Consider the following 21,804-nt stretch of genomic DNA (forward strand, 5'->3'; position numbering starts at 1 on the left):
GCCTGATTCTTTCATATATTGGCAATCTGGCCACTGTCGCGGGTTGGCGATGTACAGCAGAATCCTCTTGTGACTTCTGAGATCGCTCTCCCTGAATCGGGCCGACAGCGGGTGCGCCCGCCGCGCTTTCACCGTGCCTGGTCGGTGGCGATCGTGGCCTTCCTGGCGCTGGTCGGTGCTGCCAGTTTCCGAGCGGCACCATCCATTCTGATCGACCCCCTACATGAGGATTTCGGCTGGTCACGTGCCAGTATCTCGGCTGCCGTATCGGTGAACCTGGTCCTGTACGGACTCACCTCGCCGTTCGCGGCGGCCCTGATGGAGCGCTTCGGTATCCGCGCTGTTGTCACCTCCGCGCTGGCGTTGATCTCGCTCGGCAGTGGTTTGACGATCTTCATGACGTCGAGTTGGCAGTTGATCCTGCTGTGGGGCGTCTTTGTCGGCTTGGGGACCGGATCGATGGCACTGGCCTTTGTCGCCACCGTCGTCGACCGCTGGTTTGTCGAGAAGCGTGGGCTCGTCACCGGCATCCTGACAGCCGGTGGTGCGGCCGGCCAATTGGTGTTCCTGCCCGTCCTGGCAAAGATCGCCGAAACTTACGACTGGAAGAGCGTCGCCTTCACGGTCTCGTTCGCCGCGTTGGCCGTCGTGCCGTTTGTGCTGTTGTTCCTGCGCAACTACCCGTCGGACGTCGGGACGACGCCGTACGGTGCACCCGCCGATTACGTCGCGCCCGCTGCGCCGGTTCATCAGCGTGGCGGCGCCGGGGGTCGTGCAATCTCCGTGCTGATCATGGCCTCGAAGACCAAGGTGTTCTGGCTTCTTGCGGGCACTTTCGCGATCTGCGGCGCGAGCACCAACGGCCTGATCGGCACGCACTTCGTCCCGGCGTCGCACGATCACGGCATGCCGATCACCACGGCCGCGTCTCTGCTGGCGTTGATCGGAATCCTCGACATGGTCGGAACCATCGCGTCGGGGTGGTTCACCGACCGGGTGGACTCGCGGAAACTGCTCGGCATCTACTACCTGTTTCGCGGAATCTCGCTGCTCTTCCTGCCGCTGCTCCTCGCGAACACGGTGAACCCGCCGATGATCGCCTTCGTCATCTTCTACGGACTCGACTGGGTGGCGACGGTTCCGCCGACCGTCGCGCTGTGTCGTCAGCACTTCGGCGCCGACGCTCCCATCGTGTTCGGTTGGGTGCTGGCGTCGCACCAGATCGGTGCCGGCCTGGTGGCGTTCCTGGCGGGCCTGGTCCGTGATCAGATCGGCTCGTACGACGCGGCCTTCTACGTGGCAGGCGCTCTGTGCGCGATCGCCGCTGTGATGTCGCTGACGATTGCAAAACGCCGTACTGTGATCGGCACCACCGACGGGGTAAGTTATACGTAACTCCAAGAACTACTCACCAGTAGGGGTACCGAAATGCCAGCTCCGTCCGCTGCGACCTTCTCGCGGCTCGCCGAACTGATCGCCATCGACAATGCTGCCGATCGCCCGACGAAGTCCATCACCGAGGTGTTCACCGGCAAGGAGCTGGCGACCATCCCCGTGGGCACCGCCGACGACGCACTTGCCGCTATCGCTCGCGCCCGCGTCGCGCAGAAGGAGTGGGCAAAGCGCCCCGTCCTCGAGCGTGCCGCGATTTTCCATCGCTACCGCGACCTCATCCTCGAGAACCGCGACGCACTCATGGACATGGCACAGGCGGAGACCGGCAAGTCCCGCGCGGCTGCGCAAGAAGAAGTTCTCGACATTTCGATGACGGCGCGGCACTACGCGCGCGTCGCCCCGAAGCTGCTGCGTCCGCGCCGAGTATCCGGAATGCTGCCCGGCTTGACCAAGACGGTTGTGCGTTACCAGCCCAAGGGTGTTGTCGGCGTCATCTCGCCGTGGAACTACCCGATGACGCTGGCGGTGTCCGACGCCATTGCCGCGCTTCTCGCCGGTAACGGTGTTGTTCTCAAGCCCGACAGCCAGACTCCGTACTGCGCTCTTGCCTGCGTCGAATTGCTCTACAAGGCAGGGCTTCCCCGCGATCTCTTCGCCGTTGTTCCCGGGCCGGGCGGCGTTGTCGGAACAACGCTGGTCGAGAACACCGACTACCTCATGTTCACTGGTTCCACTGCCACCGGACAGTTACTCGGCGAGCAGGCCGGCCGCCGTCTCATCGGATTCTCCGCAGAACTCGGTGGCAAGAACCCGATGATCGTTCTGGCCGGCGCAGATCTGCGTGAGGTCACCGACGCAGCGGTGCGCGCGTGTTTCTCCAACTCCGGCCAGTTGTGTATTTCCATCGAGCGCATTTACGTCGAAGAGTCCATCGCACCCGAGTTCATCCGGATGTTCGGTGACCGCGTCAAGAAGATGAACATCGGCGCCGGGTACGAATTCGGAATCGAGATGGGCAGCCTCGTCTCCGAAGCCCAGGTCAAGGCTATTTCCTCGCATGTCGACGACGCTGTGGTGAAGGGCGCCACCGTCATTGCCGGTGGAAAGGCGCGCCCGGATATCGGACCGCTGTTCTACGAGCCCACACTCCTCACCGGTGTGCCCGAGGATGCGGAGTGCTACCGCGACGAGACTTTCGGTCCCCTCGTTTCGATCTACCCCGTCAAGGACGCCGAAGAGGCAATCGCCGCTGCAAACGACACCGAGTACGGTCTCAATGCCAGTGTGTGGGCGGGAAGCAAGGCCGTCGGTGAAGCGATTGCCGCACGAGTCCGCGCCGGAACCGTCAACGTCGACGAGGGCTACGCACCTACCTGGGGCAGCACCGCTGCGCCGATGGGCGGCATGGGAGTTTCGGGCGTCGGACGCCGTCACGGTGCCGAAGGTCTGATCAAGTACACCGAGCCGCAGACGGTTGCGACCACTCGGGTCATGAATCTTGGTGGGCCACGCGGAGTTCCGGCCAAGCTGTGGGCCAAGATCATGCCCCATGCCATCAAGATCATGTCCTGGGTTCCGGGTCGGTAGGCGTCCAGGTGGATCGCTCGAGCGCGTACATCGAAGCCACGCCCGACTCCGTCTGGACCTTGGTCAGCGACCTCGAAGGGATGGGTCGTTTCAGTCCCGAAAATACCGGTGGTGCCTGGACTTCCGGAAAGCCGGGTACGGTGGGCGCAACATTCAAGGGCACCAACAAGCATGGTCTGGTGCGGTGGAGTACCCGCTGCACCATTACCGAAGTTGTTGGTGGGCAGAAGTTCGCCTTCGAAGTAGCTGAGTCGAAGGCGCGATGGAGCTTTCTGGTCGAGCCGTCGGGAACGGGGACTCTGCTCACCGAGACTCGTGAAATCTTTGCGGCTGCGCCCCGATATGTGCGGATTCTGTCCGGCAGTGGAGTTCTCGGCCGCGGCCGAGATCAGATCATCGCGGCCGGGATCGACACCACCCTCGCGCGTATCAAGATGCATCTCGAGCAGTAGGGAGAACATGCAGTGGGGCCAGTGCGGCCCCACTGCATGTTTTGATCAGACTGCGGCGTCGGCAATTGCTGTGTAGACGCGCGCTGGTTCCTCGGCAATGCGATTGAGGACGTAGAGCCACCACTCGGTCCCGAAGATCACGTATTCGCGAGTGGTGAAACCGTCGGCATGCAAAGCGTCCAGTTGCTCGGTTCCCAAGCCGAGCAGCATCTCGAACTCGACGTGTTCCGCAGCCAATGCCGAACCATGTTCTGCTCGAAGTGTTTCGAGGATGTCGCGGTCGTGTGTTGCGATCGCTACGAGATGTCCGGCCTTGACGATCTTCGACGCGTACGTCAGGTATGCGTCCTGCAACTCGGCACTTCCGCGTGGGTATGCAATTGAATCCGGTTCCAGGAACGCGCCTTTCACCAGTCTGATGCGCCCGGGCCGATCGAGGAGTGTTGCGATGTCCTGCGCCGTCCGGTGCAGTCTCGCCTGAACGGTGACACCGACGTGAGTGAACCGTTCCGCTAGTCGGCCGTGAATGTCGAGTACAAGATCGGTACGGTCGGAGCCTTCGGCCGAGATCATCAGTTCGGCTCCGGCACGCTCGGTTGCTTCGGCGAGCCGAACGACGTTGCGGTAACACAACTCCGGATCGACGACGAGACCGATGTGCGATAGGTCGAATGACACCGTGCTGTCGACGCCCGTCTTGCCGATGCGCTCCGCCAGTTCGACGAACACGTCGGTTTCGGCGTTCGCGACATCAGCGTCACGAACACTCTCCCCGGTGTATTCGATGCTGCCCTTATGCCCACGGGCAAAGATCGCCGGCAGGCGATCGAAGGCTTCGTCCATCGTTTCGCCACCGATGTAGCGATCGGCGACTCTGCGCGCAATTGCTGCGGATGCCGGATCGGCCATCGTGCGCTCTTTGAGTGTTTCGTCGAGGGCCATCCGTCGGAGTACGTCGGCGGCCTGGGCTGCGGGGTCGGGATTCACGATGTCAGCCTACGTTCCCGGACGTCGCAGGAATTTTTCTTCAAACCCTTGCGTTCGATCTATTGTCGATATATCGTCGATACGTCAAACAAACACAAACAGTCCAGGAGGACAACATGTACGCCCCACACAACAACCCAGAAATGCAAGAACGCCGCGAAGACTGCGGACGTGGACACCAGCGCCGGGATCGCGGTCAACGCCGCGGATTCGGTGAAGGTCGCGGATTCGGCGGTCGCCCCGAAGGCTGGCCTGAAGGTCGTCCCGAAGGCCGACGCGGCGGAAATCCTGAAGGCCGACGCGGCCGAAATCCTGAAGGCCGACGCGGCCGTGGCGGACGCCCGGAGTTCACCGAGGCAAGTGCCGCACTTCGCACTGAGACGGGTCTTCTCCGAGGCGCCGTAGTTGCGGTAGCCGCTGGCGGAACACCCGAGCAGGTAGCTCAGGCGCAGGCGATTCTTGCTGAGGCGCGACGCGCGCTGTTCGAACTGCTGGCCCAGAAGCCGGCTGAAGCGCCCGCTGAAGAATCTACCGGTGAGTCCGCTGAAGAATCTGCCGAGACTTCGGCAGAGTGATCACCGCGCTCAGGCGCCGACGGTAACGTCCTCGCTGTTCATGCCGGAGACATGACCGTCGGCGCCCTCTCGCCAATAACCGACAACATTGTGCTTGTCGCGGGCGATTCCACGAACTTCCCTCAGATGCTTACGAATTCGTCGGCTTGTTGCGCTTTCGCACGCCACCCAGGCGTAGGTATTCTCTGAATCGGAGTCAGGGAACTCCACCTTCTCGACAGCATCGAAAAGTGCGCTCGGCGCCTTTCCGAGACCACTCCCCGTAAGCCACGTGTACGTGACTTCGCCGCGAGTGACTAATTCCTGTCGATCGTCTTCCGTTTCCACCTCGATGATCGCGTGTGCGACATCGCCTTCGCGGAGTTCTTCGACAATCCTGCCCAAACCCGGGAGTCCCGTTGCGTCTGCGACAAGCAGTTGCCAGCGTGGGCCGGCCGGGGCTTGGTAATGAGAGCGCGAACTATCGGACCAGAAAACGCCGAGTAGGTGTCCGGGTTCGGCCCGCAGGGCCCAATCCGCAGCAATACCGCCAGGGTGCACGACGAAGTCGATGTCGAGACGTCGACCGCCGTCGTGCACTTTGCGCACTGTGTAGTGCCGCCACGGCGGCTCGGTCCCCAGTTCGGCTTTGCCGTAGTCGGGATTGTTGAAGAATTCGTAATTCGCCTCTGTTTCGCCGGGTTTGGGGAAGGCGAGGTCGATTCGCTCGTCACCCTGCCCGCCGGTCGGCCAATGCCAGTCGCCTTCGGCCTCGATGCTGATCCGTCGCATGTGCGGAGTCAGGGACACGACGGATACGACGCGGGCGGGCTCGCAGAAAGACATGCTTCGACCATAGGGTTTCGGCCTGTCGATGTGGGGACAGATGCTGTCGCAAGGAGGACACAATCCCGCGATTATCGGGTTCAGTCTCGGTGGACGGGGCCCTGGCGGGTGGTGGAGCGGCGGCGACGCTGTTTCGGGTCGATCGCGGACGGTGGGATGAACCACGGTTTGTGATCATCGCCCATCTTGACTTCCCAGATACCGCGGAACCCGCTGGTGCTGTGGATCAATCGGTGGTGGTTGCGGCAGAGGAGGGTGAGGTTGTCCATCACCGTCAGTCCACCGACCGACCACGGTTTTATATGGTGGGCGTCGCACCAAGCAGGTACGGCATCGCAGTTGGGGAAGGCGCAGCCTTTGTCGCGGGCGATCAGTGCCGTTCGCTGTTCTGGCGTGACGAGGCGTTTATGTGGAGTCGCATCGAGCGGTGCGCCGTTGCCGTCCATCAGGACGGTGGAGAGCATGCAGTCGCACGCGAGCATCCGGGTCAGGCTCACACTGAGTGGCCCCATCCAGGGCATGTACCCGACGTCAAGATCCTCGAAATCAGGCTCATCGAAATCCGCCGCGACATCGCTACGCATGGTGGCGCATTCCCGATGCTCGGCAAGATCTTTCGCGGTGATATGCACATTCACGTGCGGACGCTGACCGCCATCAACACCGGTCATGGCATTGTCGAGATACCGGCGAATCAATTCCGTGAAGGCGTCGGCGGTGCGTTTGGCAGCCGACCGCTGATCCGGGGTCCCGTCAGCAGCCGGTTTCGGCATCGACAAACCCGACAGAGCCGACAACAACATTTCACCAGTGAGTGCATCGAAATCACCCTTGATCGCCACCCGACCGTTGAGCGTCGGAGCAATCCGCAAGACATTGAGGTCATCATCCTCACCGGGCGGCGCCTGGTCGGATTCGAAAATCCGCTCCAGAACTGCAATCGCGTAGCGGAGTTTGATAGTGGTCGCCTCCACCCCGGATGCGGCAGCCAACAGAGTCTTCATGCAGGACGGTAACGCCCTGTCAGGCATGCCTTTTGGTGGAGATTCACAGAATGCGGCAATTATTGCCGCATGGTCGAGCGAGAGATCACCGGCCTCGAATTGGGCAGTTATATCCGGGAATACCCGCAGTGCGGCACCGAGTGCGGCGACCTTGTTACCGGCCGCGTTCTGCAGCATCGTGTTCGCCGCCAACCACCGACCCACACCGCGGTAGCACAGCACCTGCTCGTCCGGGTTGAGTGCCAATTCGTCGACTGCGGCAACCCGAATCGCTTCCAACCGAAGAATTTCCGCCGAAACACAGACTGCAACGTCACGAACCTCGGACGGACGCAACCGCCACAACCTGCCACGCACACCCGCCGCCGGACCGGCTACAACATCCCCCACCACAGTTGAATCGAAAACCGTCGGCATCAAGGCCTCCCCACCCGTGACCTCAATTATACTCGAACACCTATTCGAATCAAGAGGCATTTCGGACAGGTTAGATCGAGCCCAACTCCCGAGCCCGGGCGACCGCGGAGGTTCGTGACTTCACGCCCAGCTTGCCAAAAATGTGGACCAGGTGAGATTTGACCGTAGTCTCGCTGAGGAACAGTTCCTTGCCGATTTCGCGGTTCGACTTTCCGGCCGCTACCAGCTTCAGAACCTCGATTTCTCGTGGGCTGAGGCTGGTTTCGGGTTTTCTGACCCGGGTCATCAACTTGGATGCGATTGCGGGAGAAAGAACGCTGTCGCCCGCAGCGGCAGAGCGGACCGCCGCGAGGAGTTCTGGCGGCGGAGTGTCCTTGAGTAGGTATCCGCTGGCTCCGGCTTCGACGGCGCTGAGGATATCTGCATCGGTGTCGTAATTCGTCACCACGAGTACGTGTGGCGGGTCAGGCAGTGCGCAGACGCTTCGGGTGGCGTCGACGCCTGATTTTCCAGGGCCGAACCGTAAATCCATGAGTACCAAGTCGACTGGTGTGGTGGCGCAGAATGCGATGGCTTCTTCGGCTGTTCCCGCTTCGCCGATTACTTCGATGTCGGGTTCACTCTCGAGGAGAGCGCGCAAACCGGCTCGTACGATGGCGTGATCGTCGGCCAGCAGTAAACGGATCATTCGTCGCCGATCTCGAGGGGGAAGGTCACGGTGACTGCAGTGTGCCCTGGCTCCGACTCGATGTCGAAAGTGCCGCCTTGCAGTTGGACACGTCGCCGAATTGCATTGAGTCCAAAAGATTCGGCGGGCCCGCGATCCAGGACCGAGATGTCGAAGCCGACACCGTTGTCGACGATGTCGAGGCTGACGGTGTCCGTGGAATACGTGAGTGTCACGGCCATTCGAGTGGCGTGGGCGTGGCGCAGAACGTTCGCCACCGCGCCCTGAGCGATCCGGACGAGGGTTGCCTCGAGCGGCATCGGTAGCGCGATCGGCTCGCCTTCGACTACGGCACGGGCCTCGATGTGAGCGCTGGACGCGCGCTCGCAGATTCGGCCAAGGGCGTCGGACAGCGACTGACCATCCAGCGCTGCGGGTGTCAATTCCGCTATCAGTTGCCGGGTTTCGGCAAGGCTGTCTGCTGCAGCTTCGCGGGCGAGGCTGATCTGACGCACGGCAGGACTGTTCGGATCGGCGCGTTCTGCGGCGTGCAGCAGCATCTGGATGCTCGAAAGACCTTGTGCAACAGTGTCGTGAATTTCGGCGGCCAGTCGCTCGCGTTCTGCAAGTTTGCCGGCATCTCGTGACGTCGACGCCAATTCCTCACGCGTGTTCATCAACTCGTCGATCAGGCGACCGCGCTCGGCGGCCTCCCGGTACAGCGCTTGATAGCCGAGTCCGATGGCAACCGCGACAGCGGCACCGATCATCGGCCCGATGGCCCCCGCGATGGACCATCCCCGGTGCAGACCTGTTCCGATCACCGCGACCGACGTCGCGGTCACTACCGCTACCAGGCTCCACGGGCGTCGTAGCAGATGAACGTAGAGGAAGAACAGACCGAAAACGAGGTAGGCCGCCTCGGCGGACAACGCCATCAGAACTACCCACACCAGGCTCAGTAGGGCCAGCCACCAGCGCGCGGCATTCCCGCGCAGGCGCTTGACCACCCCGAACAGGTAGATCGCGGTGAAGATCACCGTCAAGGCGATGATGTACGGCGTCGCCGCGGTTTCGTCGACGATCGCCCTCAGGAAAACAACGCCGGCCAGCGCGACAACCAGTATGTGCAGGCCGAGTTGGAGGCCGGCAAAGACAGGTGTGAGCGGTGATCGGTGCATCTCGCCCAGCTTAACCAGGTTCGGCGCCGCGCCATCCATCAAAAGTTGTAATCGCGGGTCCTACTTCGGTTGGCCGCGATGTCCGTCCGAGGTGCGATGGAAAGAGTGTGGATCAGCGGGAGTGTAGAGGCAAGCACAGGAAAGGAATTCACAGTGTTTGTCGCAATGAAGGACTTACGGGCAGCGCGAGGTCGTTTCGCGCTGATCTCGGCGGTGGTTCTGTTGGTTGCACTGCTGGTCAGCTTTCTCAGCGGTTTGACCGCCGGGCTACGCCATCAGAATGTTTCTGCCATCGAGTCGATGACGGCGGATACCGTCGTGTTCGCCGATACCGGGGCGGGTGCGTCGTTCGACGAGTCGGCACTCACCGCTGATCAACTCGCGGCCTGGACGGCAGGCGCACAGACTGTGGATCCCGTCGGCATCGGCCGCGGTAAGGCCGGTGTGGTGGGCTCGAACCAGAAGTCGGTGGCGCTGTTCGGCGCTGACGGCGGTTTCGGCAACCGGACGCCCGACGCTCCGGGAACGGTGGTCCTCAGCGAGGGCGCCGCCCGGGAACTGGGCGCAGCCGACGGTGACCGAGTCAGCATCGGCTCGGAGGAGTTCACCGTCACCGCAGTTCGCGGCGATGACTGGTACAGCCACACTCCCGTCGTCTGGACGACACTCGCGGATTGGCAGGACCTGAATCCGCGCGGCGGGGTAGCAACAATTCTGGCTGTATCCGGCGCGTCGGATCCTTCGGCAATCGACGATGCGGCATCAACCACGTCGACGACGGTGACCGGCTCGCTCGATGCCATCGGGTCGTACAAGTCCGAGAACGGGTCGTTGACCTTGATGACGGTGATGTTGCTCGCGATCTCGGCTCTCGTGATCGGCGCATTCTTCACGGTGTGGACGATCCAGCGCATGCCGGATATCGCAACGTTGAAAGCGCTCGGCGCGACGTCGGGTTCCTTGGTCCGCGACGCGCTCGGCCAGGCGTTCATCGTGCTTGTTGTCGGCGTTTCGCTCGGAATCGGCTTGACTGCGATCGCCGGTTCGGTGATCGGCGATTCGATGCCTTTCGTATTGGACGCGTCCACAACTCTGGTGCCCGCAGTGGCGCTCATCGGGCTCGGCCTGCTCGGCGCCGCGTTTGCTCTTCGATTCCTCTTCACCACTGATCCGCTCACAGCACTAGGGAGTTCGCGATGACCTCTGCAGCCGGAAGCACCGTTCTCGACATCCAAAACGTCAACCTGACATTTCCCGACGGACAATCCCGCGTCACAGCTCTCGACGACGTGTCCCTGCGACTCGATCGCGGGGAGATTGCCGCGATCACCGGCCCGTCGGGTTCGGGAAAGTCCAGCCTGCTCGCGGTGGCGTCGACGCTTATTCGCCCGGACTCGGGCCATGTCTACCTGCGCACCGGCGGCGAAGCCACGGATCTTGCGACACTCGGCCGCCGCGACGCGTCCGAACTTCGACGCACGTCCATCGGCATCGTGTTCCAGCAATCCAATCTGGTGTCGTCGTTGACCGCCCTCGAACAGCTCGAGGTGATGGCGCATCTGGGGCAGTCCGTGTTCACGTCGCGGGCGCGTCGCAAAGCCGCGAAAGCGAAAGCGATGGATTTGCTCGATGCGGTTGGATTGGCAGATCACAGCGGGAAGCGTCCAGGGCAACTGTCCGGTGGTCAGCGTCAGCGGGTGAATCTCGCGCGCGCCTTGATGAACGATCCGCAACTGTTGGTGGTGGATGAGCCCACGAGCGCGCTGGATCAGGAACGTGGCGCGGCGGTCATGGATTTGATCATCGGAGTCGTGCGAGAACACAATGCTGCAACTCTTCTCGTGACACACGACCGCGGACACCTGCATCGGATGGATAATGTTTATCGTGTGGTTGATGGATCCTTGACAGTCGATCGGGAGGTATTCGCGGCCTGACTGCGGGGGCGTGGTCTCCAGTGACCGTCGAAATTCCCCAACCGGAAGTCAACCGACGATTAGCTGGGACGCTAGACTGTTGCGACTGGGCAACATGAGAGGACGTGTTATGGAACGCCGCCGCAATGTTGCGCCGCCGACGCAATCACCGATCGCAGATCTCGAGCAGATGCCGCCGTTGATCCTGCTGGACAGATTGCCGGTCCCGGTGATGGCCGTGCACCGCGACGGCAGCATTGTTTTTGCCAATCCGTCCTTTGCCGACATGCTCGGCTACCCGAAGAAAGCCGTCGCCGCCTTGCGTCTGCAGGACATCATGTACGACAAGGATGCCGACGACGTCAGTGCGGAGCAGGCTCACCGCGAGTTGAGTTCCGAGCCGGGTTCGATCAAGGAATTTGTCCACGCCGACAGCACTTTGGTTCGCGCGACGGTCAGTCAATCGTTGCTTCGGCGTGACGACGACACAATCACTCTGGCAGTTTTCCACGACCTGACAGAGCGATTGTGGAACAACCCGCGTCATACCTTGGACAAACCAAACGCCTGATCACACGCGGCGCGGCCTGGACTTCTTCGCTTGGTCCAGGCCGAGGGTGGAGGCAAGTGTGCCGACCACCCATTCTTCGTATTGCTCGCCGGTCCACCCCGACTCGACCACGAGATCGGTATAGGTTTCGGCACTCGTCAAAGTGAGCGCGACGTTTATCGCGGTCTCGAGATCGACGGACGGGTCCTTCTCCACGAGCCCGATCATGAGGTGCTGTTGCACGGTTCTCCGCTGAGCGAGATTGGTTTGCCACAGCAGTGCCGCGTCCTCGTCAGCGGATGCGGCGGCGCGCAAGGCCAGCAGGATGTCTGCGGTTCGTTCGAGGATGAGTCGCCCGTGATGAACCTGAATGCGTAGTTGTCCGAGGGGATGTGGCGCACCGAGTGCCGCCGCCACCCACGGCCGATCCAGAGTGCTTATCCGAGCCTCGTCGCCGGCGACCTCGACTTCCAGCAGCGCCGACAATACGCTCGGCTTGTTGCCGAACACGAAGTAGACGCTTTGGACCGAAACGTCGGCCGCATCGGCCAGTTGTTTGATAGTCGCTGCCGCGTATCCCGGATTGACGAAGACATGCCGCGCCGCCGCGATGATCTTCGATCGTGCGGTCGCCTGTGCCACTGTTTCTACCCCCACCATGCGCTGGAGTTTAGCTCTAGAGTGAAGCTCCAGCTACTCGGAGGGAACAAGAAAATGAAGGTCCTGGTTCTGGGCGGCTATGGCGCAGTGGGTGTCCCGCTGATGGAGGAGTTCCGTACGGACCCCGCCGTGTCAGCGTTTTCTGCCGGGCGCAACGCCGCTCGCGCCGACGTGGCTGTCGATCTGACCGATCAGGACGCCTACTCTCGGGCCGTATCGGGCTACGACGTGGTGGTCAACGCGTCGGGATTCGAAGACGTCCGGTTGGCGCAGCAAGCAGTTCGCGGTGGAGCTACGTTTGTGGACATCACCGCGACGTCGGCGTACTGCGATGCATTGGAAAACGTCGACGGTCCCGTGCTGCTGGGTGTCGGATTAGCGCCGGGATTGACCAGTGTTCTTGCGGCGGAGGCACATCGACTCGGCAGCGGACCGGTGGACATCATGGTAGGTCTTGGCGGCGGCGAACTTCACGGCCCTGCAGCCACGGCGTGGACGTACGGAATGTTGGGCACCAGGTTTCGTGATCCGAGCGGTGAACTCGTCCGCAACTACACGGGAATGAAGGTATTCGACGTCCCGGCCGAGGCGCCTGGCTACCGCAAGGGTCCAGCGGTGCGCGCGGACTTCTCCGATCAACATGCTTTGACGCGTGATCTCGGCGTGTCGGTGAGAACCTACTTGCGTCTGGATACCTCGGCGGCGACGCTCGGTTTGGCCGCGATGACGTGGGCACCGCCCTTGCAGAAAGTAGTTCCCAAGAAGATGTGGGGTTCGGATCGCTGGATTGTCATGGCCCGCACCGAAACCGGCCCGACGCTGTGGGCGTCCGGCCGGAGTCAATCGGCTGCGACAGCCATGATCGCTGCGCGCGCCGTGGACGTCATTCGTCAGTCTCCGATTGCGCGACCGACGTGGCTTCATTCGGTGGAGTCGACTGAGTCGCTACAGGCGGGTATTCCAGCATTGGTGGTCAGGCAGACATAGTAATGGAAATGATTTCCATTACTATGTCGCTGTGCAAACTTCAGACACGCACCGACATGTATTTCGAGACAGGTCCTTTCGGCTGTTCTTCACGGCCCGCACTGTTGCAGTCGCGGGTGCGGCGGTCACCGGCGTAGCGATGCCCGTTCTGGTGTTCGACATCAGTCGGTCACCGTTTCTCACCTCGCTCTCGGCCGCCGGAACAGTCCTGCCCTATCTCGTGTTCGGCTTGGTGGCGGGCGCCGTGGCCGACCGTGTCAATCGGCGGACGGTCATCCTGTGTGCGCAGGCTTTAGCCGCTATCGCGTTGGCGAGCATTCCGGCGGCGCAGTCGCTAGGCGTATTGACTGCCTGGCACGCCGTCGGCGTATCGATCTGCATCGGAACATGTTTCGTGTGGTTCGACGCCGCAGCATTCGGCGCATTGCCTGCCTTGGTAGGTCGGCAGGGAATACCGGCCGCCAACAGTGCTCTGTGGACGGCGGGCACCTTGATCGACGTGGCGTTCCCGGCGGTCGCCGGGGTGCTCGTGGCGTCGATCGGCCCCGCTTATGCCTTGGGGGCCGACGCACTGGCCTATGTAGTGGCGGCATTGGCGATGGGCTCGATCGGTGCGTCGTTTTCGGTCACGCCGGTGGCGAGCGCAACCTCGAGATCCAGCATCGCACGTGATATCCGGGAGGGGCTGACCTTCCTCTGGCGGTCGCGGCTCTTGCGAGCCTTGACTGGTGTCGGCTTCGTGAATTCCCTGACGCAGGGCGCTGTTACGGCACTCCTGGTGGTCTACGCGTCCGAGAGGTTGGGGATTTCGACGTCGAGTCCGATGATCGGCGCACTGTGGACGGCCGTCTCCATCGGTGGGGTTGTCGGTGCCGTCGTGCTCCCACGCTTGCCGGCGCAGTGGCCGGTCGGGTCGATTACGATCGGCTCGCTGACCGTCGCCCCGGTGGTGTTGTTCCTCGTGGCGACCACCGAGAGCACCGTTGTTGCAATTGCTGCGCTGGGCGTCTATTCGGGCTGTGCGACGATCACCATCCTCAACGGCATCGGTGCGCGTCAGCGCCTGACTCCCGATCATCTTCAGGGGCGTGTGAATACGACGGCGAGGATGGTGGCCTGGGGCGGTTCACCGGTCGGCGCCTTGGTTGCGGGAGCGATCGCGGGGAGCTGGGACGTCGGTGCGGCCTACCTCGTTGCTTGCGCCTTTGCGCTGGTCTCGGCGGTGTTCGCGTGGGTGAGCGCCCTGCGGACCGATCCGTGTCCCCATAGATAAGCACTTCGCTATTAATGAAAACGACTGTCGTTATGCTTAAATGCGTGTGTTCATGTACGTGGACCCCAATGGATCAGGAGTGCGATGACGCTGACCGGCGAAGCAGCACCTGACGCGCAGACACGTTCGCATCCCGTCGACTCCCGCAGGTACGTCCCGTTTCTCGTGGTTACGACGGTTTGTCTTGCCTCGGTGTCCGTCGTCGCGGTGTGGTCGGGTGCCGCGTCGGTATCCGTCGGTGACGTCTTCGCGGTGCTGTATGCGCACGTCGGTGGTCCGCCGGTCGATCCGCTGCTCGACCGGATCGTGTGGGGATTGCGGGTCCCGCGCATTCTGATCGCGGCCATGGCGGGTGCCGGGTTGTCACTGGCCGGCGCCGTGCTGCAGGCGTTGGTACGCAACCCGATTGCCGATCCGTACATCCTGGGTGTCGGTTCGGGAGCGTCCTTCGGTGCGGTGCTGATCATGACAACCAGCGTCGGAACCGGTCTGTCGATCGGAGTCCCGGTGGCAGCCTTCCTGGGAGCGATGGTCTCCCTGATCGCAGTCCTGGTCCTGGGCAGGCGAGAGGGCATGCTTGTCCCGCTGCGCATGGTCCTCGCTGGTGTGGCCATCGGCTATTTGCTTTCGGCTGCAACAAGTTTTGTACAGTTGCGCGCCGACCCGAGTCAGCTTTCGGGCGTGCTCTTCTGGTTGCTCGGTTCGGTGAGTGGGGCAAGTTGGTCGGACCTCGGCATTCCGGCCGCGGTGATCACCGTGTGCGCGGGTGTGCTGTTGACGCAGTCCCGCCAACTCAATGCCCTGGCAATGGGGGACGAGAGTGCACAATCGGTGGGCGTCGACGTGCGCCGCACCAGATTGCTGTTGCTGGTGATCGCGTCGTTGCTGACTGCGGTTGTCGTAGCCGTGGCCGGCGGGATCGGTTTTGTGGGATTGCTTGTCCCTCACGCGGTACGGCTTGTGGTCGGATCCGATCACCGCAAACTTCTCCCCACGACCGCGCTCGTCGGCGCAACCTTCTTGGTGATTGTCGATCTTGCGGCTCGAATGTTGGATGCTCCCAACGAATTGCCGCTCGGGATCATCACGGCCGGATTGGGCGCCCCATTCTTCCTCTGGTTACTGCGCCGCGACGGAGGAACGCAGTCATGAGATTGTCGGCCAGTGGAATTCACGTCGTTCGAGGCGGACGCCTGGTGGTTTCAGGCGTAGATCTCGAAGCACCCGCGGGAAGCGTGGTCGGGCTCGTCGGACCGAACGGTAGCGGAAAGTCCTCGCTTCTGCGGGCGCTGTATCGCTCCGGAAAACCGAGCAGCGGAATCGTGCGGGTGGACGAGGTGAACGTGTGGGACGATCTCTCGCCCCGATCAGCGGCACGAATCATCGGCGTTGTGGGGCAAGAACATTCCTCGGACTTCTCCTTCACTGTCCGCGAGGTGGTGGCAACGGGCCGGACACCGCACCATGGCGCGTTTTCGCGACTCGGTGAGATCGACCGGGACATCGTCAACGCCGCACTCGCGCGAACCGGTATGCAGGGCTTCGGATCACGACTCTTCGCCGAGCTGTCGGGCGGGGAGAAGCAGCGGGTGATGTTGGCCAGGGCGATCGCCCAGCAGCCGTCGGTGCTGGTGCTGGATGAGCCCACCAACCACCTCGACATCCGTGCTCAACTCGAATTGATGGAACTGGTAACCGAACTCGGAACCACGACCGTTGTCGCGATCCACGAGCTTGCGCTGGCCGCTGCGTATTGCGACTACGTCTGCGTGCTCTCTGATGGAGCCGTCGTCGCATCAGGACCCACGGCCGAAGTTCTTACCGAGGGCCTGTTGTCCGAAGTATTCGGAGTCCGGGTGCATCTCGGAACGCACCCCTTGACCGGGCGACCGCTGCTCGCGTTTGCCCCTCCGCTCACCCATACGAAAGAAGCTGTGACGTGAAAACCTCGATACGTACTGCCGCACTGTTGTGCTCGGCCGTCGCCACTGCAGTGCTGACCGCGTGCGGAAACTCGACTGCGGATTCGGCGGCAGCGTCCTCGGGCGCGATCACCGTCACCAATTGCGATCGGGACGTCACGTTGCCCAAGGCGGCGGAACGGATTGTCTCGCTGTATCCGTCGATGACGGAACTGCTGATTCAGCTCGGTGCCGCGGACCGTATTGTCGGACAATCAAATACCGACCTGTCACCGCCTGATCCCGAGCTTGCGGAGCAGTTTGCAGCCGTGCCGGTTCTGAGCACTGGGGTGCCGGCAAAGGAAGCGCTACTCGACGCCCGGCCGGATCTGATCGTCTCCGACGGGGAGTACTGGTTCGACGGTGACCGGCTACAGACCATGGACGAGTTGCGTGATCTCGGCATCCCGATCTTCGTGAACAGTGGCTACTGCCACAAGGCAGTCACCGAGGGCAGGATCGACGACGTCTGGTCCGACATCGACGGTCTCGGTGCCCTGACCGGAACAAGTGACGCGGCAGCGACATTGGTGGCTGGCGGCAAGAAGTCACTGACGGCCACCGAGGTATTCGTGGCCGGAAAGGCTCCGGTTCCTACGGTGATGGTTCAGGTTTCGGAGGGGCAGTCCTACGCATTGGCGAGGGGGCTGTACAGCAGCGTGCTCGAGGCTGCAGGGGGAAGCAACCTCTTCGAGGACGACCTACCCGACGGCAAGTACTTCGGCCAGGTAGCCACGGAATCGGTCCTGGCGAAGTTGCCGCAGGCAATCTTGGTCGTCTACTCCACCGAGTCGACTCGCGAATCCACGCTCGAGGCTGCCCGCACGGCATTTGCCGGGACTCCGGCCGCGACGTCGAACGCGATTTTTGCTGTTCCGGAGGCGTGGTTCGCCGGTGAACTTGCTTCAATTGACGGGGCCGCCGAGGTGTCTCGCCTGCTGCACCCGGGTTCGTGAGTCCATGATCGCGCACGAGTGGGTCGACGTCGTCATGTTGCCTACGTGCATATTTTCGCGCAATCAACTGCTGCGCCCGGTCAATTCCCTCCGCTTCGCGAGTGGCGTTGTGGAGAACCACCGCTTACAGCTCCGGGTCAGGGTGCTCGGTTCGGAATAGCCAAGTTGCCGTGACACTGCGGAGACCGGGACGTTCGGGTTGGCGAGAAGGCTGAGAGCGAGTTCGCGCCGCGAATCATCGACGAGTGATTCGAAAGTTCTGCCTTCAGAGGCCAGCCGTCTCTGCAGTGTTCGCGGGTGCAGCATCATCAATGTCGCGACTTGCTTCAGTGTGGCCACGCCTGCGGGCAGAGACCGCACGATCAACGCGGACACCGCGTCGTAAAACGCCACATTCGGATCTCGACCCGCCATGAACCGCACAGCAACGCCGTACGCCAACGGATCCACCCGGGGCAGCTGACGATGCATGACTCCGCGCGGAAAGGTCAACAGATTCCGGTCTGAGCCGAACTCGACCGAGCACCCGAAATATTCGATGTACCTGTGTAGTTCGGAGATGCGCGGATGCTGGAATGAGATGTGCGTCGGATGAAAATCCGGGCCCGCCATCATCCTGAACGTCTGGAGCGTCACTCCCATCGCCAGTTCCACGACGTGCGAACGGTACGGCAGTCGATGCAGCACGGTGTCGAGTCCATAGGACACGTCGGTGTCGCCGATCGTCAGATCGACGGCCAACGCCGGGCTGTACACGTGGGCATAGCGGGCGACGTCGTGCAACGCGTCGCCGATCGTCTCGGCACTGCGGGCCGCGATGGCCACCGGACCGAGGATGTCCGGGTCTTGTCTGCTCGCAAGCCTGAGGGCGAAATCCGGAACCCCAAGCTCCTGTGCGCATTGTCCGAGCAAGGTGGACAACGCACTGAACGGAACGAAGCTGTCGTAGGTGCCGATCATGGCCGGATCGATGCCCACGCGGTCACAGAACTCGTGGGGATCACCCCCGAGTTCGGAGATCAACTCGGGCAATCGCGTCAACGACGAAGCACTGATGAGATCCGCCATGTGTCGAAATGTAAATAAATTGGCGCGTGAAGTCAATTTAATCCTCGCGTGGGCAGTGATGATCGACACAGATGACTTGTTCAGCGTCGAACGCCATCCTCGGAGGAGCCAGAAAATGACATCGCGCACCGACCACACCGCTCTGTTCATCGACGGAGCGTGGAGGACACCGGACAGTTCGGAAACCATCCCGGTTGTCTCACCTCTCACCGAGCAGGAGATAGGTTCGTTCCCCGCATCCACGACGACGGACGTCGACGCGGCGGTGACATCGGCTCGAAACGCGTTGCGGCGGAGCGACTGGGCGGAACTTTCCCCCACCGAACGTGCAGACGCCATTCGCAGATTCGCCGACGAACTCGAGAAACGAGCCGAGGATCGCGCGACGACGGTCACTCACCAGAACGGCATGCCCATCGAGCTTGCCCGATTCGCCGAGGGCGCCGCACCCGTCCAACTCTTGCGCTATTACGCAAACCTCGCCGAGTCGACGCCCCCCGAGGAACGACGCGTCAGCCAACCGATGCCGGGCACGACGATCGTGCGACGCGAGCCCATCGGCGTCGTCGCTGCCATCGCGCCCTGGAACTTCCCTGCGGTGCTGTCGATGTTCAAGATCGCTCCGGCTCTAGCGGCGGGTTGCACCGTCGTATTGAAACCGTCGCCCGAAACAACTTTGGACTCTTACGTATTGGCTGAAGCTGCCATTGCGGCCGATCTTCCTGCGGGCGTCATCAACGTCGTGACGGGTGGACCGGAGATCGGCCGGTATCTCGTGGCGCATCCTGGGATCGACAAGGTCGCGTTCACCGGATCCACCGCAGCCGGTCGACACATCGGCGAGGTGTGTGGCGGAATGCTTCGCCCCGTCACCCTGGAGTTGGGCGGTAAGTCGGCAGCCCTGGTTCTGGACGACGCGGATGTCGAGCAGACGGTAACCGGTCTCGCGACGGCATCTTTGCTCAACAGCGGGCAGACCTGCTACATGTCGACTCGAATCTTGGTCCCGCGCAGCCACAGTCGGACCTACATCGATGCCATCACTGCCATGGCGGCGGGCCTGCAGGTCGGCGATCCGATGGACCCGTCGACCTTTGTCGGCCCGATGGTGAGCGCTAGGCAACGCGATCGCGTGCTGTCCTTGATCGAGCAGGGTCGTTCCGAGGGCGGAACCATCACAACCGGTGGTGGACGTCCTACCGACCTCGACACGGGATTCTTTGTGGAGCCCACCGTGTTCGCCGACGTGAACAACGCCAGCACAATCGCACGGCAGGAGGTCTTCGGGCCGGTGCTGTCCGTCATTTCCTATGACGACGTCGATGATGCGCTCGCACTTGCCAACGATTCCGAGTACGGCCTCGGTGGGACGGTGTGGACCTCCGACGAGGAACGCGGAATCGAAATTGCCCGACGCGTCGAGACAGGCTCGTTCGGCGTCAACACCTTCAACCTCGACTGGGGTTCACCGTTCGGTGGAGTCAAAGCCAGCGGTGTGGGCCGCGAACTCGGTCCAGAAGGACTCGCGTCGTACCAGCAGCTCAAATCCATCTTCCTCGCATCCTCTTGAGAATCGAGTCACCATGTCCGACGCAGGACTCGCCGGCGCCCGCGCGCTGGCAGAAAACACAGTCAAAATCGCCGAGCAGTTCGGGACCGCCGAATGGGAAGCCGACAGTGCGTGCCACGGCTGGCGCGTTCACGACCTCGTTGGCCACATGGCGTTCTTCTTCAACTTCATCGCCGATCCGGACCTCGTGTTCCCGCCGAACCCCAGTGGAATGTCCGAGCGGCTCAACGACGCTGCTGTTCGCGAGCGCGCAGATCTACCGCACGAGCAGATTCTGGACTACTACCGGGAACAGTCCGCAGCAGGTCTCGCGACGCTAGCCGCGCTGCAGGGCGAAGAGCTTCGCAACAACACACTCGAGATGCTCGACCTCGGGACCTATCGTCTGCATCAGCTCAGCGATGCGGTGTCGTTCGACCATCTCGTTCATCTGACGTCGGATCTTCTGGCACCGTTCGGACCGATCTCTCGCGGGGATGTCGACGTGGCGGCTGCTATCGACCCGGCGATCGACTGGATGGTCTCAGGACTCCCACAGATGTGCGGCGAAGCCGTCGCCGCCGCATTGACATCGCCTGTGGCACTTCGACTTACTGGTGCCACCGAGCGCACTTTCGTCCTGGCTCGTGGCGGCGAAGGAGTCACCGTCACCGAAACCGGTGACGTGCCCGAGAACATCGCGACGACCCAGGCCACCGATTTCCTGCGATGGGGGACCACCCGATCTGCATGGCGGTCCGCGGTCGATGTTTCCGGCGATCGGAGGACCGTCGCGGCGGTCCTCGATGCCATCAACATTGTGTGATCCACACAGAACTTTCGGTGTGATCCACAGAGAACTCAATTTCGAAGAACAGGAAAATTATGTCTCAATACTTGCAGGACAAGGTCATTCTCATCACCGGCGCGGGCGGGGGGTTCGGTCAGCTCATCGCCGAGAAGGTGGCAGCGCAGGGTGCCAAGGTCGTCGGCGTCGACATCAACGAAGCCGGCTTGAAGGCTGTGTTCGACGGTATCGCGGCAGCGGGGTTCACTGGCACCTACAAGGTTGCCGACGTCACCGATATGGACCAGGTCGTTGCTGCAGCACAGCACGGAATTGCGGAATTCGGAGCGCTCGACGTACTTGTCAACAACGCCGGGGTTATGCCTCTCGCCTACTTTGCCGACCACGAGCGTGCATGGCAGAAGTGGCACAAGGCAATTGACATCAACATCAAGGGCGTCGTCAACGGAATCTCCGCCGTCTACGACCAGATGATCGAACAGGGTCGTGGCCAGGTCGTCAACATCTCGTCGATCTTCGGCAACGCGGGCATCGACGGATCCGGCGTCTACAGTGCGACAAAGGCTGCAGTCACCACGATCTCGGATTCGCTGCGAATCGAGGCCAAGGGCAAGATCAAGGTCACCACGGTCAAGCCAACTGGCGTGACAGGCACCAACTTGGCGAGCTGGATCGTCAACGAGAAAGCGATCCTCGGGCTCACCGGTCAGCGCGCCGGCATCTACATGGAGAACGTCGGTCACCTGACCGAGGGCACCATGCGTCCCGAGCAGAAGGACGTCGACTCGATCGAATACTGGCTCATCAAGCCCGACGATCTAGCCGATGCTGTTGTTCACGTCATCGATCAACCGTGGGGCATCAGCATCAGTGACATTACCGTCCGCGCCAGCGGCGAGGACTACTTGTACTGACGGGCGCTCACAACGCCGACAGACCAAATCGATCTGTCTCACCACTGTCACTGACTCGAAAGACGCAGGAAA

Annotated in this window: 22 protein-coding genes; 15 read left to right on the plus strand and 7 right to left on the minus strand. The window is 62.1% G+C overall.

The genetic code is table 11. The features are described 5' to 3' along the window. The first annotated feature begins 69 nt into the window (after positions 1-69). The 3 genes from C7T36_RS14195 to C7T36_RS14205 are packed head-to-tail and all read left to right on the plus strand — an operon-like array spanning position 70 to position 3,434. Positions 70-1,395 carry an MFS transporter gene (locus C7T36_RS14195; protein WP_045066202.1) on the plus strand — a complete coding sequence of 442 codons (1,326 nt, stop codon included), beginning with the start codon at positions 70-72 and terminating at the stop codon, positions 1,393-1,395. Between the two features lie 33 nt (positions 1,396-1,428). Next, a complete protein-coding gene (locus C7T36_RS14200) occupies positions 1,429-2,982 on the plus strand; it encodes a succinic semialdehyde dehydrogenase (RefSeq protein ID WP_033235373.1) in 1,554 nt (517 codons plus the stop codon). An 8-nt stretch (positions 2,983-2,990) separates the two neighbouring features. Beyond that, on the plus strand, positions 2,991-3,434 hold the full coding sequence (locus tag C7T36_RS14205; protein WP_045066205.1) for an SRPBCC family protein: 444 nt from the start codon (positions 2,991-2,993) through the stop codon (positions 3,432-3,434). Positions 3,435-3,479: 45 nt separating this feature from the next. Here the strand turns inward: C7T36_RS14205 and C7T36_RS14210 are convergent, their stop codons facing one another. After that, on the minus strand, positions 3,480-4,421 hold the full coding sequence (locus C7T36_RS14210) for a proline dehydrogenase family protein (protein WP_045066206.1): 942 nt from the start codon (positions 4,419-4,421) through the stop codon (positions 3,480-3,482). A 116-nt stretch (positions 4,422-4,537) separates the two neighbouring features. On the opposite strand from C7T36_RS14210, the gene C7T36_RS30555 reads away from it, so the two are divergent. Continuing rightward, on the plus strand, positions 4,538-4,996 hold the full coding sequence (locus tag C7T36_RS30555; protein ID WP_239654670.1) for a hypothetical protein: 459 nt from the start codon (positions 4,538-4,540) through the stop codon (positions 4,994-4,996). A gap of 9 nt (positions 4,997-5,005) precedes the next feature. Here the strand turns inward: C7T36_RS30555 and C7T36_RS14225 are convergent, their stop codons facing one another. The 4 genes from C7T36_RS14225 to C7T36_RS14240 form a co-directional block, all read right to left on the minus strand. Next, positions 5,006-5,821, minus strand: a complete 816-nt coding sequence (locus tag C7T36_RS14225) for a siderophore-interacting protein (protein ID WP_045066210.1) — start codon at positions 5,819-5,821, stop codon at positions 5,006-5,008. An 80-nt stretch (positions 5,822-5,901) separates the two neighbouring features. After that, positions 5,902-7,242 (minus strand): HNH endonuclease signature motif containing protein, encoded by a 1,341-nt coding sequence (locus C7T36_RS14230; RefSeq protein WP_045066212.1) that lies wholly within the window; start codon positions 7,240-7,242, stop codon positions 5,902-5,904. Positions 7,243-7,312: 70 nt separating this feature from the next. Then, complete coding sequence (locus C7T36_RS14235; RefSeq protein WP_033235378.1) at positions 7,313-7,930, minus strand: response regulator transcription factor; 618 nt, start codon at positions 7,928-7,930, stop codon at positions 7,313-7,315. Then, entirely contained in the window at positions 7,927-9,129 is a 1,203-nt protein-coding gene (locus C7T36_RS14240; protein WP_045066216.1) for a sensor histidine kinase, read from the minus strand. The genes C7T36_RS14235 and C7T36_RS14240 overlap by 4 nt, the downstream gene beginning before the upstream one ends. Before the next feature lie 114 nt (positions 9,130-9,243). On the opposite strand from C7T36_RS14240, the gene C7T36_RS14245 reads away from it, so the two are divergent. The 3 genes from C7T36_RS14245 to C7T36_RS14255 all read left to right on the plus strand — a co-directional run bounded on the left by C7T36_RS14245 (position 9,244) and on the right by C7T36_RS14255 (position 11,577). Next, a complete protein-coding gene (locus C7T36_RS14245) occupies positions 9,244-10,290 on the plus strand; it encodes an ABC transporter permease (RefSeq protein ID WP_045066832.1) in 1,047 nt (348 codons plus the stop codon). Further along, entirely contained in the window at positions 10,287-11,027 is a 741-nt protein-coding gene (locus C7T36_RS14250; RefSeq protein WP_033235380.1) for an ABC transporter ATP-binding protein, read from the plus strand. Before C7T36_RS14245 ends, C7T36_RS14250 begins: the two co-directional genes overlap by 4 nt. Positions 11,028-11,136: 109 nt before the next feature. Further along, on the plus strand, positions 11,137-11,577 hold the full coding sequence (locus C7T36_RS14255; RefSeq protein WP_045066218.1) for a PAS domain S-box protein: 441 nt from the start codon (positions 11,137-11,139) through the stop codon (positions 11,575-11,577). Here C7T36_RS14255 and C7T36_RS14260 read toward each other — a convergent pair whose 3' ends face one another. Next, entirely contained in the window at positions 11,578-12,216 is a 639-nt protein-coding gene (locus C7T36_RS14260) for a TetR/AcrR family transcriptional regulator (RefSeq protein WP_033235382.1), read from the minus strand. It abuts the gene before it with no gap. A 54-nt stretch (positions 12,217-12,270) separates the two neighbouring features. Between C7T36_RS14260 and C7T36_RS14265 the strand changes: the two genes are divergently transcribed. The 5 genes from C7T36_RS14265 (at position 12,271) to C7T36_RS14285 (ending at position 17,393) form a co-directional block, all read left to right on the plus strand. Next, positions 12,271-13,203 carry a hypothetical protein gene (locus C7T36_RS14265; protein ID WP_045066221.1) on the plus strand — a complete coding sequence of 311 codons (933 nt, stop codon included), beginning with the start codon at positions 12,271-12,273 and terminating at the stop codon, positions 13,201-13,203. A gap of 31 nt (positions 13,204-13,234) precedes the next feature. Next, on the plus strand, positions 13,235-14,476 hold the full coding sequence (locus C7T36_RS14270) for an MFS transporter (protein WP_045066223.1): 1,242 nt from the start codon (positions 13,235-13,237) through the stop codon (positions 14,474-14,476). Positions 14,477-14,560: 84 nt separating this feature from the next. Beyond that, on the plus strand, positions 14,561-15,628 hold the full coding sequence (locus C7T36_RS14275; protein WP_045066224.1) for an iron ABC transporter permease: 1,068 nt from the start codon (positions 14,561-14,563) through the stop codon (positions 15,626-15,628). After that, positions 15,625-16,419, plus strand: a complete 795-nt coding sequence (locus C7T36_RS14280; RefSeq protein WP_033235386.1) for an ABC transporter ATP-binding protein — start codon at positions 15,625-15,627, stop codon at positions 16,417-16,419. The genes C7T36_RS14275 and C7T36_RS14280 overlap by 4 nt, the downstream gene beginning before the upstream one ends. Further along, positions 16,416-17,393 carry an ABC transporter substrate-binding protein gene (locus tag C7T36_RS14285; protein ID WP_033235387.1) on the plus strand — a complete coding sequence of 326 codons (978 nt, stop codon included), beginning with the start codon at positions 16,416-16,418 and terminating at the stop codon, positions 17,391-17,393. The genes C7T36_RS14280 and C7T36_RS14285 overlap by 4 nt, the downstream gene beginning before the upstream one ends. Before the next feature lie 63 nt (positions 17,394-17,456). Here the strand turns inward: C7T36_RS14285 and C7T36_RS14290 are convergent, their stop codons facing one another. Then, complete coding sequence (locus tag C7T36_RS14290) at positions 17,457-18,461, minus strand: AraC family transcriptional regulator (protein ID WP_033235388.1); 1,005 nt, start codon at positions 18,459-18,461, stop codon at positions 17,457-17,459. A 115-nt stretch (positions 18,462-18,576) separates the two neighbouring features. On the opposite strand from C7T36_RS14290, the gene C7T36_RS14295 reads away from it, so the two are divergent. From C7T36_RS14295 to C7T36_RS14305, 3 genes are read left to right on the plus strand one after another with little or no spacing between them, the layout of a single operon-like run. Beyond that, complete coding sequence (locus C7T36_RS14295) at positions 18,577-20,031, plus strand: aldehyde dehydrogenase (RefSeq protein ID WP_045066833.1); 1,455 nt, start codon at positions 18,577-18,579, stop codon at positions 20,029-20,031. A gap of 13 nt (positions 20,032-20,044) precedes the next feature. Continuing rightward, positions 20,045-20,836 carry a maleylpyruvate isomerase N-terminal domain-containing protein gene (locus C7T36_RS14300; RefSeq protein WP_033235390.1) on the plus strand — a complete coding sequence of 264 codons (792 nt, stop codon included), beginning with the start codon at positions 20,045-20,047 and terminating at the stop codon, positions 20,834-20,836. 59 nt (positions 20,837-20,895) lie between these two features. Beyond that, complete coding sequence (locus C7T36_RS14305) at positions 20,896-21,732, plus strand: SDR family oxidoreductase (RefSeq protein ID WP_033235391.1); 837 nt, start codon at positions 20,896-20,898, stop codon at positions 21,730-21,732. Positions 21,733-21,804: the final 72 nt, after the last annotated feature.

The sequence above is a fragment of the Rhodococcus sp. AD45-ID genome (genome assembly GCF_003023755.1).
GTDB classification, from domain to species: Bacteria; Actinomycetota; Actinomycetes; order Mycobacteriales; family Mycobacteriaceae; genus Rhodococcus_F; species Rhodococcus_F globerula.